The following is a 12,625-nucleotide window of genomic DNA, read 5'->3' as shown; positions in this document are numbered from 1 at the left end:
TCCGGTACGGCCGAGAGTTCGTCCAGCAGGCCGTGCACGGCGGTGACGGCATCCCCGGTCACGCCCAGCCAGGCTCACTTGCGGCGCAGGAAGCCGCTGACCGCCGTGCGGTCGCGGGACTCGCGCCGCTCACGGTCGCGGGCCAGCCGGTCCTTCTCCGCGGCGATCGCCGCACGCCTGCGCGCCGCGGGATCGCCCCTCTCGAACTGCTCGTACACCCCGGCAGAGTAACGGTGAGCACCGACAACGACCACAAGACCGTCATCTTCCGCGACATTCGTGGTCTGCGCGGGATGTCGGCTGCCGTCAGGTCCCCCGATCGTAGGAACGTCCCGGCAGTGAAACGGTTCGGCGTACGGGCGGAGCCCTACGGTCCGCATATGGCCGTGCCCTCCGTGTCCGCTGAGCCGCCGGCGGCCGACGCGTCCGCCGCCACCGTCCCCGCGCACTCCCGCCCGCCCCTCGACCGTCCGCCCCTCGACATCCGCTCCCGGATCACCGAACTGCGGCTGTCGGCCTTCGCCGGGCACCGGCGGGCCGGGTTCCCGCTCGGCGCGGTCACCGTGTTCGCGGGGCCCAGCGGGGCCGGCAAGACCACCGCGCTCACCGCGTACGAGGCGCTGGCACGGCTCGGCGGCGGTGCCCCGCTCGGTGAGGCGTTCCCGGACCCGGTCGCCTGCGTGCCGGAGCGGGCCCGCCCCGACGCCGAGGGGCGGCGGGGATTCCGGATCGGCTGTACGGCCGACGGCGCCGAGGGCCCGGTCCGGCTCGACCTCGCCGTCCAGGCCGAACCGTACCTGCGGATCGTGGGGGAGCGGCTGACCGCGCGCGGAGTCGTCCTGCTGGAGACCGCCCTGCGCGACCCCGGACGCCGGACCGTCCAGGCCGCCTGGCACACCGCCGGCTCCGCCCCGGTCACCCGCGCCCCGCTCCCCGACGACCTCCTGGGCACCGCCCTGCTGCCGCTGCGCGTGGCCGGCAAGACGGACGGTCAGCGCCATGTGCTCGCGGCGGCCGAGCAGATGGTCGTCGCCCTGCGCTCCGTCTTCCCCTGCGATCCGCGCCCCGAGCACATGCGCGCCCCCGTCCCCACCGGCTCGGGCCGGCTGCTGCGCGGCTGCGACAACCTCGCCGACGTGCTGTGGCGCACGCGCGCGGAGTGCGGCCGGCGGCACGGCCTGCTGGTCGAGACGCTGCGCGCGGGCTGCGCCGGGCGGGTGACCGACCTGGTCGCCGAGCCGCTGGCCGACGGCACGGTACGGGCGCTGCTCGACCGCGGCGACGGCTTCCGCAGCGAACTCGCCCGGCTGGGCGACGGCGAACTGCGCTACCTCGCGCTCACCCTGGTGCTGCTGACCGGGCCGGGCGTGCTCGACGTGGACACCCCCGGCGAGGTGCCCGACGCGCTGCGAACCCTCACCGTCCTCGCCGACGGCTTCGACCGCGGCCTGGATCCGTGCCAGCGCCGGGAGTTGCTGCGGACGGCCGCGCGGATGGGCGAGCGGGGGCACATCCGCTGTGTGGCCGCGGTGAGCGACGCCTCGTGGGCCGCCAGGACCCCCGGTGTCACGGTGGTACACCTGAACCCGTGACCGAACACCCCGATCCCGGCCTGGCCCGACTCCAGCGCAGACTCGCCGAGTTCGCCGCCGCGCGGAACTGGCAGCCCTACCACACGCCCAAGAATCTCGTCGCCGCCCTCTCGGTGGAGGCCTCCGAACTGGTCGAGATCTTCCAGTGGCTGACGCCCGAGGAGTCGGCCCGGGTCATGGACGATCCCGGGACCGCCCACCGCGTGACGGACGAGGTCGCCGACGTGCTGGCCTATCTGCTCCAGCTCTGCGAGGTCCTCGGCGTCGATCCGCTCGCCGCGCTGGCCGCGAAGATCGACCGCAACGAACGCCGGTTCCCGCTGCCCGGTGCGGAGGACCGGGACCGGGGCCGGGGCCGGGACCGGGGCCGGGATCAGGACCGGGGCCGGGACCAACAATCGGAGCACTGAGCTCCGTTATTACTCTCCGGAGTCAAACTCTCGGCCGAATCCGAATTGTTGTCCACAGATTTCGGTCTTCCTCTGGCTTTTCGCCCCAAGGTCCCTCACGCTGGGTAGTGAACAAGGGAGTTCGGGCAGCCGCGTGAGGTGACGCGGCGGAGGGACGGGGGCACGGTATGGATGCGGTACGGCTCATTCTCACGAGCAGGCGGGCCCTGGCGGGTGGCGCCGACGCGGCGGAGATGATGGCGGAGGTCTGGCAGGCGCAGGCCCTCGCGCAGGCGATCGGGAGCCGCCTCGCGGTCTCCGGGCCGCCGGAACTGCGCGGCGAGGCACTGGGGCTGACGGAGCTGGCGGGCCGGGGCTGCGGAGTCCTGGACCCGCCCGAACTCGACCTCGGCGACCTGCGCGCCGCCCAGCTCACGAAGCTGGACGACGCCCGCGAGACGCTGCTCTGCCTCGGCGGTCTGCTCGGCGAGGTCGGCATAGCCCTGGTCGGCATGGCCAGCGCCGCGGCCGACGAGACGACGTACTGGCAGTGCATGGAGGCGATCGACGCCGCCGACGAGTCCCGCGACCGCGTCCTGGAGATGCTGCGCAAGCTGGCGGCCCGGGAGGAGGTAATGCCGGGCGGCATCCAGGACAGCCCGTCGGGCGTGTGAGCGGGGTTCCCCTGCGGGGCGGCACGGCAGGGGCGGTGGGTGCGGGTGGACGCGTTCGGTTCGGCCCGCGTTCGGGTGAGGGCCGTGCGCGAGCGGCGGGTGGTGTGGTGCGCGTTGACGGCTGTTCGGTGCGGGGTGCGGCGGGGTGCCGTTGGCTGGGCTCGGCTCAGGGCGGGGGTGCCCGCCTCGGATCGGTCCTGTCCGCTGGTCGGCCGCGGCCGTGCGCGTGGTTCAGTGCTCGTGGCGGTCGGCGCGCTGAGGCGCCACCCCACGCGCTGCCCCGGCCGTCGGCCTCATTCCGTCTCGTCGGCCGCGCCCGGCGCCGGCCCCCCGGCCTGGAGGTCCGCCAGGGCCGACAGGTCCGCGTTCAGTGCCGCCATCAGCTCCTCCATCTGCTCCAGCAACCCCTTCGGCCGGCCGGCGGGGCCTCCCTGCTGGGGAACGGACTCTTCGGACATGACAGCCTCCTCGGCCCCCGGCCCGCCGGGGCCGGCGCGGGCGCCGGACGGTCCGGCTCCGACCGCCCAACGATCATCACCGGGGCCGGTCACCGGCCCGGAGCGACGCCCGCGCGCGGGGTGGAGGAATTTCACCCGACCGGGGACAGCCGTGCCGGACGGTACCGGCGCGATTGACGCGGGCGGCGCCGTGCAGGATAGATGTATGGACCTTCGAATCTTCACCGAGCCCCAGCAGGGTGCCACCTACGACACCCTGCTCGCCGTGGCCAAGGCCACCGAGGACCTGGGCTTCGACGCCTTCTTCCGTTCCGACCACTACCTCCGCATGGGCAGCGTGGACGGCCTTCCCGGCCCGACGGACGCCTGGATCACCCTGGCCGGCCTCGCCCGCGAGACCAAGCGCATCCGTCTCGGCACGCTGATGACCGCCGGCACCTTCCGCCTGCCCGGCGTGCTCGCCATCCAGGTCGCCCAGGTCGACCAGATGTCCGGCGGCCGGGTCGAACTCGGCCTCGGCGCGGGCTGGTTCGAGGAGGAGCACAAGGCGTACGGCATCCCCTTCCCGAAGGAGAAGTTCGCGCGGCTGGAGGAGCAGCTCGCGATCGTCACCGGGCTGTGGGCGACCGAGGCCGGCAAGACCTTCGACTTCCACGGCACGTTCTACGACCTCACCGACTCGCCGGCGCTGCCCAAGCCCGCCCAGAAGAAGGTCCCGGTGCTGATCGGCGGCCATGGCGCGACCCGGACCCCGCGGCTCGCCGCCCGGTACGCCGACGAGTTCAACATCCCGTTCGCCTCGATCGAGGACAGTGAGCGGCAGTTCGGCCGGGTGCGGGCCGCCGCGGTGGAGGCGGGCCGCGACGCGGACGACCTGACGTACTCCAACGCGCTCGTCGTCTGCGTCGGCAAGGACGACCAGGAGGTGGCGCGGCGCGCCGCCGCGATCGGCCGTGAGGCGGACGAGCTGAAGGCCAACGGGCTGGCCGGTTCCCCGGCGGAGGTCGTCGACAAGATCGGCCGGTACGCCGAGATCGGTTCCCAGCGGATCTACCTCCAGGTGCTGGACCTCGGCGATCTGGACCACCTGGAACTGATCTCCAGCCAGGTCCAGTCCCAGCTGTCGTAACCACCCGACGCCCCACCCCCGGTCCCGGGGCCCAGCCCCACGAGCCCCGGGACCCCGCCCCGGGCCCGCCCCGAAGCCCCGGCCGTGCGCTCCCGACGCCCAGCCCACCGGTCCCGCCCCACGGGTTCGGTCCAGCGGTCCACCCGCCCCGGGCCCCGGGTCCCGGCCATCGGTTCGCCCGCCCCGGGTTCCGGCCATCGGTCCACCTGCCCCGGTCCCAGGGTCCCGGCCATCGGTCGGCCGCTGTCTGGGGTGCTCGGCTCGCGGGGCCGGCCCGTCGGCCCACCCGTCCCGGGTTCCGGCCAGCGGCTCACCCGTCCCGGAGCCCGGCCATCGGTCCACCCGTCCGGGGTGCCAGGCCAGCGGGTCCCGCCCATCGGTCCCTCCTCCCGGCACCCGTCCCACGCGTCCCGGGGCCCAGCCCGCGAGCCACCACTCCCGAGGCCCGCCCAAGAACCGCGCCCCGCCTCCTTTCAGAGCCCGCCCCATAGCCCACCCCCCTCCCCAATCCCGCCTAATAGCGCCACCCCTCCCAAGGCCCCACGCCCTCCCAACACCCCGCCCCCAGCCCCCCCGTGACGAGGCTGTGACCGGAACTGTGGCTTCCGTCACGGTCGGGGTGGAGCGGTCCTGCTGGGATCAGCCGATGGACGACGACTCCGCGCTCGGCATCCTCTTCGGCTTCCTGCTCTTCCCGGCCGTTCTCGCGATTCCCGCCTGGGTGATCGCCGTCATCGTCAAGCTCCTGTCCGTGGCGATGCCCGGCAGGCGCCCGGACTGGCGGCTGGACCTGGTGCGCTGGTCGGCGTGGATGGCGGGCTGGGCCGCGGTGGTCCTCTATTTCCTGGGCGCGGGATCGGTCGCGCTCTCCGTGCACGAGTCCTCCTCCGGCGCGGACTCCACACCGGCCCACGAGTGCCGCGACGACTTCCCGCCCGGTGTGCTCGTCGGCCAGCAGGCCTCCTGGGTGCCGCTCCGCTTCGACTGCGTCCTGGCCGACGGCAGCACCCGCCCCAGCAGCCCCGGCTACTTCTGGGTCAACACCGGTGTCGTCGGTCTCGGCCTCGCCGCCGTGACCCTCGGCATCCTCGCCGGAGCGGTCTCCGAGCGCCGGCCGGAGCCGGGTGGGCCGGTCACAGATCCCGGGTCAGAAGACGCTCGCCGTCCGGGGTGAGGAGGAGCAGGTTCCAGGCGACGCCGGTCTCCCCGTCGTCGCCGTCCCACCACTCGGCGAACGCGTCGGCCAGGTCCGCCGCGCCCGCCGCGCGGTCGCCGGCGTCGTAGGCACCGGTCAGTTCGACGTCGTAGTCGCGGTCGCCGAGGTGGACCAGGACGACCCGGGTCGCCCTCGACGCGGAGTCCCGCGCGCCGTGCCGCGCGGCCCAGGAGCGGAAGTCGGCCAGGAGACCGGGATCCGGTTCACGGCGGGTCAGGGGGCGGGCGGGGCGCCGGTGCGGTGCGCCACGGACCCCGTGGCGGCAGCCGCGCACCCAGGCACCGCGGTCCCGGTCCACGACCTCCCGTGGCCGGGCCGTGAGCGAGCGGCGCACACAGCCGCCCCACACCACTTCGCGGATCGCCGCGCCCTTGCCGCCGGAGTCGTGGATCTCCTTACCGGTCCGCCAGCCGGCGTCATAGGCGGCGACCCGGGCCGGTGCGGTCGGGTGCGCGGCGGCCGCCGGCCGCCGCGCGCCGGCGTCGCAGGACACCGTCAGCAGCGCGAGCAGTCCCAGCGCGGCCGGCGCCCACGCCCGCCGTCCGCCCCTCCGGTCGGTCACGAGCACGGTGCGTCCCCCTTCACGGTCCCTGCCCGGCCTGTCCCTGCCCGGCCTGTCCGCCCGGTGAGAGGGTTCTCGTGCCGGAAGGGTTGCCCGCGTGGCCCGGACGGACCTGACCCGGCCGGGGTGCCGGGGGGACCCGTGGATCCCCCCGGGCCGGCTCAGCCGCGCTGGGTGAAGCCGTAGTCCAGGATCTTCGCCGCGTCCTTGAAGCGCTGGTCCGCCGACGTGTCCGCGAGAATCGTGCCCACGACCGTCCTCGCACCACGGGTGGCCGCGAACACCAGGCAGAACTTCGCCTCCGGACCGGAGCCGGTCTTCACGCCGAACGCGCCCCGGTAGGAGGTGAGGAGCTTGTTCGAGTTGTTCCACGGCTTCATGGCGTGCGTTCCGCCGCCGGGCCGGTACGACTGCATGTCGTCGTAGACCTTCGTGCCGACGACCTTCTTGAACGCCTTGTTCTTCAGCGCGACCCCGGCCAGCTTGGCCAGGTCGCGCGGCGAGGAGTAGTTCTTCCCGTTGGACACCCCGTCGAAGGAGTCGAAGTGGGTGTTCTTCAGGCCGAGTTCGCGCGCCTTGGCGTTCATCTTGCCGATGAACGACTTGGTCCGCTGGGCCGTCGTCGAGCCCGTGCCGTAGGTGTCCGCGAGCGCGTAGGCCGCGTCGCAGCCCGACGGCAGCAGCAGGCCGTACAGCAGGTCGCCCGTCTTCATCGAGTCGCCGAGGATCAGATTGGCGCTCGAATAGCGCTGGACGTGCGTCACCGGGTCGATGACGTAGTCGGTGTACTCCCTCTTGATCTTCACCTTCTTCCCGAGGTCCACGTTCCGCTGCGACAGCACCACGAGCGCCGTCATGATCTTCGTCGTGGAGCCGGTCCGCAGCCGTCCGTCCGGCGCCTTGCCGAAGAGCTGCTTGCCGGTCGCCGGGTTCATGGCGTACGCGCCCTGCGCCGACACCTGCGGCGCCGCGGCGGCGGAGCGCTGGGCGGTGGCCGCGGCCGGCGCCGTGGCCGCCTGGGCGGGAGCGGTCGCGAGGACGCCCGCACCGAGGACGGCACCGGCCGCCACGGCGACGGCGGCTCTGCCGTGTACCCGGGTTCCCTGGCCGTTGGTCATGGTTCCCCCTTCTGTCAGTGGTCAGTTGACGAGGGCTCACTCCATCAGACGTGCGGCCGGGGCGGCCGTAACGGAGATCACATGGGTCTCCTGTGAACACCGTGTGCCGGAACTGTGGCTTCCATCACAGCGCGCATGATCCGTGCCTGGTCATATGACGGCGTGCGTAAAATCCTCCCCCTTGCTCTCACCGGCCTGCTCGCCGTGTCGGCGTGCCAGTTCGTCGGCGACGACGACCCCGGCGACGAGGCCCGCCGCCTCAACACCATGAAGGCGTTCCCGCTGAACGCCTACATACCGGACGCGACGACCCGCGACGGCAAGGCCGTCGGCACGGCACAGTGGATCCTCGCCAAGCGGTGCATGGTCCGGCTCGGGTTCACCGGTTTCAAGACGCTCGACATCAGGACCGTCGAGTCGACCTACCCGGTGCGGCAGGGCACCCTCGCGGGCGGCAGCAAGGTCGGGGACGACAGCCCGTACGGCGTGGACGACCCCGACCTGGCGGCCGAGCACGGCTACCACAACGCGGTGCGGGACGAGTCCGACGACCAGCCCATGGAGTGGCCCGCCGACCAGTACGCGGCCCTCACCGGCACGTTCGAGTCCGGGGACAGCCACCAGTCGCACGGCCACCCCATTCCCGCGAAGGGGTGCATGGGCGAGGCGGTCCGGAAGATCTACGGCCCCGAGCCCAAGCCGACGAAGATCGGCGGCGTGCGGCTCAGCGGCTACTACTCGCTCCCCGTGCAGTACTGGTACCAGGCGCACAAGCAGGCGCGGAAGGACCCCGCGTGGAAGAAGGCCGAGCGCGCGTGGTCGGACTGCATGAAGGACGAGGGCTTCCGCTACTCCGACCCGGACCAGGCGTCCACCGACTCCGACTGGTTCCGCGGTGACGAGCCGTCGAAGAAGGAGAAGGAGACCGCCGCCGCGGACGCCCGGTGCAAGCTCGACACCGGCTTCATCCAGGCCGTGCACGCCGTCGAGAGCCGCGCGCAGAAGACCGCCATCAGCAAGAACAAGAAGGCACTGGACGCACGACGCGCCGACGACCGGCGGGCCATGGCGAAGGCGCGGAAGATCGTCGACGACGAGTCCTGAGCGGGCAGGCCCGGCCGCGCGGCCGGGCCGGGGTCCCGCAGGCCACCGTCGCACGGGTCGGGCCGGCCGCAGCCGCGCGGAAAACCTGTGGTCGGCGGGGTTCCGGCCGGGGAGACTCGACAGCATGTTCGTGACGATCTCCACCACCGGCACGGCCGGGAACCCGGCCACCGACCTGGGGTACCTGCTGCACAAGCACCCCGACAAGGCGCAGGCGTTCTCCACGTCGTACGGCACGGCGCACGTCTTCTACCCCGAGGCGGACGCCGAACGCTGCGCGGCCGCCCTGCTGCTGGAGACCGACACGCTCGCGCTGGTCCGCCGGGGCAAGGGCAAGGGCCGCGGCGGCGCCCCCGACGCGGCCCTCGCGCAGTACGTCAACGACCGCCCCTACGCGGCCTCCTCGCTCCTCGCGGTCGCGCTGAGCACCGTCTTCTCCAGCGCCCTGCGCGGGGTGTGCGATGCCCGCCCGGAGCGGGCGGCGGCCCCGCTGCCGCTGCGCGTCGAGGTCCCGGCGCTGCCCGCCCGCGGCGGGGCCGGCCTCGTACACCGGCTCTTCGCACCGCTCGGCTGGACGGTCACCGCCGACCCCGTCCCGCTCGACACCGCGTTCCCGGAATGGGGCGACTCGCGGTACGTCCGGCTCGTGCTGGAGTCGGACCGGCTGACCCTCGCCGAGGCGCTGCGCCACCTGTACGTCCTGCTGCCGGTGCTGGACGACGCCAAGCACTACTGGGTCTCCGCCGACGAGGTCGACAAGCTGCTGCGCGCCGGTGAGGGCTGGCTGGCCGGCCACCCGGAGCAGCAGCTGATCACCAGCCGCTATCTGTCCCGGCGCTGGTCGCTGACCCGGCAGGCGCGCGAGCGGCTGGAGCTGGTGCGGCTGGCCGAGGCCGACGACAGCGAGGTCGAGGACATCGACAACGCGGTCGCGGAGGAGACCGAGGCGGAGGAGAAGCCGACCCCGCTCGCCGAGCAGCGCCGGGCGGCGATCCTCACCGCGCTGCACGCGTCCGATGCCGCGCGCGTCCTCGACCTGGGCTGCGGGCAGGGCCAGTTGGTGCGGGCGCTGCTCAAGGACGCCCGGTTCACCGAGATCGTCGGCGTCGACGTGTCCGTACGGGCCCTGGCCATCGCGGAGCGGCGGCTCCGGCTCGACCGGATGGGGGAGCGGCAGGCGGCCCGCGTCCGGCTCGTCCAGGGCTCCCTCGCCTACGCCGACAACCGGCTCAAGGGGTACGACGCCGCCGTGCTCAGCGAGGTGATCGAACACCTCGACCTGCCCCGGCTGCCCGCCCTGGAGTACGCCGTGTTCGGGCACGCGCGCCCGCGCACGGTCGTCGTGACCACCCCGAACGTGGAGTACAACGTCCGCTGGGAGAGCCTGCCCGCCGGACACGCCCGGCACGGCGACCACCGCTTCGAGTGGACCCGCGAGGAGTTCCGCGCCTGGGCGGCGACCGTGGCCGGACGCCACGGCTACGACGTCGGGTTCGTCCCCGTCGGCCCGGACGACCCCGAGGTCGGCCCACCCACCCAGATGGCCGTGTTCCACCGCGACGACACCGAGAAGGAGGCGAAGGCCGCGTGAGCGGAACCCGCGAGCCGGGACGGGAACTCCCCGTCACCGACCTGTCCCTCGTCGTCCTCGTCGGTGCCTCCGGCTCCGGCAAGTCCACGTTCGCCCGGCGGCACTTCAAGCCCACCGAGGTGATCTCCTCCGACTTCTGCCGCGGTCTGGTCGCCGACGACGAGAACGACCAGAGCGCCAGCCGGGACGCCTTCGACGTCCTGCACTACATCGCCGGCAAGCGGCTGGCCGCCGGCCGCCGCACCGTCGTCGACGCCACCAGCGTGCAGCAGGACGGCCGGCGTCAGCTGATCGACCTGGCCAAGCGGTACGACGTGCTGCCCATCGCCATCGTGCTGGACGTGCCGGAGGAGGTGTGCGCCGAGCGCAACGCGGCCCGCACCGACCGCGCCGACATGCCCCGCCGGGTGATCCAGCGGCACATCCGCGAACTGCGCCGCTCGCTGCGCCACCTGGAGCGCGAGGGCTTCCGCAAGGTGCACGTCCTGCGCGGGGTGCGGGAGGTGGAGAACGCCACCGTCGTCACCGAGAAGCGCTACAACGACCTGACCCACCTCACCGGCCCGTTCGACATCGTCGGCGACATCCACGGCTGCTCCGCCGAACTGGAGGCGCTGCTCGCCGAGCTGGGCTACGTGGACGGGGTGCACCCGCGGGGCCGTACCGCCGTGTTCGTCGGCGACCTGGTCGACCGCGGCCCGGACAGCCCCGGCGTGCTGCGCCGGGTGATGTCCATGGTGAACTCGGGCAACGCCCTCTGCGTCCCCGGCAACCACGAGAACAAGTACGGCCGCCACCTCAAGGGCCGCAGGGTCCAGCCCACCCACGGGCTCGCCGAGACCATCGCGCAGATGGAGGGCGAGAGCGAGGAGTTCCGGGCCGAGGTGCGGGAGTTCATCGACGGACTGGTCAGCCACTACGTCCTGGACGGCGGCCGGCTCGTGGTCTGCCACGCCGGCCTGCCGGAGAAGTACCACGGCCGCACCTCCGGCCGGGTCCGCTCGCACGCCCTGTACGGGGAGACCACCGGCGAGACCGACGAGTTCGGGCTGCCGGTGCGCTACCCGTGGGCGGAGGACTACCGGGGCCGGGCCGCGGTGGTCTACGGCCACACGCCCGTGCCCGAGGCCACCTGGCTCAACAACACCATCTGTCTGGACACCGGTGCCGTCTTCGGCGGCAAGCTGACCGCGCTGCGCTGGCCGGAGCGCGAGCTGGTCGACGTACCGGCCGAGCGGGTCTGGTACGAGCCGGCGAAGCCGCTGCGCACCGAGGCGCCCGGTGGGCACGACGGCCGGCCGCTGGACCTGGCGGACGTGTACGGCCGCCGGGCCGTGGAGACCCGGCACGCGGGCAGGGTGGCCGTCCGCGAGGAGAACGCGGCGGCGGCCCTTGAGGTCATGAGCCGCTTCGCGACCGACCCGCGCCTGCTGCCGTACCTGCCGCCGACCATGGCGCCGACGGCCACCTCGCAGGCGGAGGCCCGTGGCGGAGCCGCTGATGGACACTTCCTGGAGCACCCTGAGGAGGCGTTCGCGCAGTACGCGCGGGACGGCGTCGCGCGGGTGGTGTGCGAGGAGAAGCACATGGGCTCCCGGGCGGTGGCCCTGGTCTGCCGGGACGCGGAGACGGCACGGAAGCGGTTCGGTGTGCAGGGCCCCACGGGTTCGCTCTACACCCGTACCGGGCGGCCGTTCTTCGACGACGCGGAGGTGACCGAGGAGATCCTCGGCCGGCTGCGCTCGGCGGTCGGGGACGCCGGTCTCTGGGACGAACTCGACACGGACTGGCTGCTGCTGGACGCCGAGCTGATGCCGTGGTCGCTGAAGGCCACGGGGCTGCTGCGCGGCCAGTACGCGGCCGTCGGTGCCGCGTCCGGCGCGGTGTTCCCGGGCGCGCTCGCCGCTCTGGAAGCCGCGGCTGCGCGCGGTGCCGACGTGGGCGGCCTGCTCACCCGGCAGCGTGAACGCGCCGCCGACGCCCGGGCGTTCACCGCCGCCTACCGCCGCTACTGCTGGACCACCGAGGGACTGGACGGGGTCCGGCTGGCCCCCTTCCAGCTCCTCGCCGTCCAGGGCCGCAGCCTCGCCGCGCTCCCGCACGACGAACAACTGGCCCTGATCGACCGGCTGGTGGAACACGACGGCACCGGACTGCTCCAGACCACCCGGCGGCTGTACGTCGACACCGGCGACCCGGAGTCGGTCCGCGCGGGCGTCGACTGGTGGCTGGAGATGACCGGCCGGGGCGGCGAGGGCATGGTCGTCAAGCCGGTGGACGCGCTGGTCCGCACCCCCGAGGGGCGGCTGGTGCAGCCCGGCATCAAGTGCCGGGGCCGCGAGTACCTGCGGATCATCTACGGTCCCGAGTACACCCGGCCGGACAACCTGGCCCGGCTGCGGCGGCGGTTCCTGAACCACAAGCGGTCCCTGGCGCTGCGCGAGTACGCCCTCGGCCTGGAGGCCCTGGACCGGCTGGCCGGCGGGGAGCCGCTGTGGCGGGTGCACGAGGCGGTGTTCGGCGTGCTGGCACTGGAGTCGGAGCCGGTGGACCCGCGGCTGTAGGCACCGCCGGGCCCACGCTCCTCGCGGCACCGGCACACGCCTTCTCGACGCGCCGGTCGCACAACGCCCTTGTGTCGCGCACACACCTGTCCATATGGTGGACAGCCGTGCGGCGCAAGGGCGTTGGCGTGCCATGAGGGGAGTGGCGAGCGTGGAGATCAAGAAGACCGTGGTCCGCGAGGACCAGGGGAGCACCACCCGCCGGCCGGCGATCCTGGAGAAGCGGCC

12 protein-coding genes are annotated in these 12,625 nt (G+C 73.4%); 8 read left to right on the top strand and 4 right to left on the bottom strand.

What is annotated here, in order from left to right; translation table 11 throughout:
- Window positions 1-74: 74 nt before the first annotated feature.
- Window positions 75-218 (bottom strand): hypothetical protein, encoded by a 144-nt coding sequence (locus IE273_RS43340; protein WP_229887095.1) that lies wholly within the window; start codon window positions 216-218, stop codon window positions 75-77.
- A 162-nt stretch (window positions 219-380) separates the two neighbouring features.
- Between IE273_RS43340 and IE273_RS05600 the strand changes: the two genes are divergently transcribed.
- From IE273_RS05600 to IE273_RS05590, 3 genes are all read left to right on the top strand, one after another.
- On the top strand, window positions 381-1,592 hold the full coding sequence (locus tag IE273_RS05600) for an AAA family ATPase (RefSeq protein WP_189814012.1): 1,212 nt from the start codon (window positions 381-383) through the stop codon (window positions 1,590-1,592).
- Window positions 1,589-2,002: a nucleotide pyrophosphohydrolase gene (locus IE273_RS05595; RefSeq protein WP_229887094.1), complete on the top strand. Its 414-nt coding sequence runs from the start codon at window positions 1,589-1,591 to the stop codon at window positions 2,000-2,002. Before IE273_RS05600 ends, IE273_RS05595 begins: the two co-directional genes overlap by 4 nt.
- A gap of 167 nt (window positions 2,003-2,169) precedes the next feature.
- On the top strand, window positions 2,170-2,655 hold the full coding sequence (locus tag IE273_RS05590) for a DUF6099 family protein (protein ID WP_189814011.1): 486 nt from the start codon (window positions 2,170-2,172) through the stop codon (window positions 2,653-2,655).
- A gap of 293 nt (window positions 2,656-2,948) precedes the next feature.
- On the opposite strand, the gene IE273_RS05585 is transcribed toward IE273_RS05590, so the two are convergent.
- The gene (locus IE273_RS05585; RefSeq protein WP_014675573.1) at window positions 2,949-3,113 is read right to left on the bottom strand and encodes a hypothetical protein; all 165 of its coding nucleotides are present in this window, start codon (window positions 3,111-3,113) and stop codon (window positions 2,949-2,951) included.
- A gap of 205 nt (window positions 3,114-3,318) precedes the next feature.
- Here IE273_RS05585 and IE273_RS05580 point away from each other — a divergent pair, with 205 nt between their 5' ends.
- Window positions 3,319-4,242, top strand: a complete 924-nt coding sequence (locus IE273_RS05580) for an LLM class F420-dependent oxidoreductase (protein ID WP_189814010.1) — start codon at window positions 3,319-3,321, stop codon at window positions 4,240-4,242.
- 646 nt (window positions 4,243-4,888) lie between these two features.
- Window positions 4,889-5,416, top strand: coding sequence for a hypothetical protein (locus IE273_RS05575; protein ID WP_189814009.1), 528 nt, complete (start codon window positions 4,889-4,891; stop codon window positions 5,414-5,416).
- On the opposite strand, the gene IE273_RS05570 is transcribed toward IE273_RS05575, so the two are convergent.
- Together IE273_RS05570 and IE273_RS05565 are read right to left on the bottom strand one after the other, a co-directional pair.
- Entirely contained in the window at window positions 5,376-6,026 is a 651-nt protein-coding gene (locus IE273_RS05570) for a hypothetical protein (protein ID WP_189814008.1), read from the bottom strand. The two genes, IE273_RS05575 and IE273_RS05570, sit on opposite strands and share 41 nt — an antisense overlap.
- A gap of 155 nt (window positions 6,027-6,181) precedes the next feature.
- Entirely contained in the window at window positions 6,182-7,138 is a 957-nt protein-coding gene (locus IE273_RS05565; protein ID WP_189814007.1) for a D-alanyl-D-alanine carboxypeptidase family protein, read from the bottom strand.
- Between the two features lie 162 nt (window positions 7,139-7,300).
- Between IE273_RS05565 and IE273_RS05560 the strand changes: the two genes are divergently transcribed.
- From IE273_RS05560 to IE273_RS05550, 3 genes are all read left to right on the top strand, one after another.
- A complete protein-coding gene (locus IE273_RS05560) occupies window positions 7,301-8,242 on the top strand; it encodes a hypothetical protein (RefSeq protein WP_189814006.1) in 942 nt (313 codons plus the stop codon).
- 124 nt (window positions 8,243-8,366) lie between these two features.
- Entirely contained in the window at window positions 8,367-9,833 is a 1,467-nt protein-coding gene (locus IE273_RS05555; protein WP_189814005.1) for a 3' terminal RNA ribose 2'-O-methyltransferase Hen1, read from the top strand.
- Window positions 9,830-12,397, top strand: a complete 2,568-nt coding sequence (locus IE273_RS05550; RefSeq protein WP_189814004.1) for a polynucleotide kinase-phosphatase — start codon at window positions 9,830-9,832, stop codon at window positions 12,395-12,397. Before IE273_RS05555 ends, IE273_RS05550 begins: the two co-directional genes overlap by 4 nt.
- Window positions 12,398-12,625: the final 228 nt, after the last annotated feature.

Source organism: Streptomyces olivaceoviridis (assembly GCF_014650115.1).
GTDB classification, from domain to species: domain Bacteria; phylum Actinomycetota; class Actinomycetes; order Streptomycetales; family Streptomycetaceae; genus Streptomyces; species Streptomyces olivaceoviridis.
This window is presented reverse-complemented; position numbering and strand designations above follow the sequence as displayed.

Bases quoted from the DNA above. Each gene is read 5' to 3' on its own strand.
- IE273_RS05600 (WP_189814012.1), top strand. From the start codon at position 381: ATGGCCGTGCCCTCCGTGTCCGCTGAGCCGCCGGCGGCCGACGCGTCC.
- IE273_RS05590 (WP_189814011.1), top strand. From the start codon at position 2,170: ATGGATGCGGTACGGCTCATTCTCACGAGCAGGCGGGCCCTGGCGGGT.
- IE273_RS05585 (WP_014675573.1), bottom strand. From the start codon at position 3,113: ATGTCCGAAGAGTCCGTTCCCCAGCAGGGAGGCCCCGCCGGCCGGCCG.
- IE273_RS05580 (WP_189814010.1), top strand. From the start codon at position 3,319: ATGGACCTTCGAATCTTCACCGAGCCCCAGCAGGGTGCCACCTACGAC.
- IE273_RS05575 (WP_189814009.1), top strand. From the start codon at position 4,889: ATGGACGACGACTCCGCGCTCGGCATCCTCTTCGGCTTCCTGCTCTTC.
- IE273_RS05565 (WP_189814007.1), bottom strand. From the start codon at position 7,138: ATGACCAACGGCCAGGGAACCCGGGTACACGGCAGAGCCGCCGTCGCC.
- IE273_RS05555 (WP_189814005.1), top strand. From the start codon at position 8,367: ATGTTCGTGACGATCTCCACCACCGGCACGGCCGGGAACCCGGCCACC.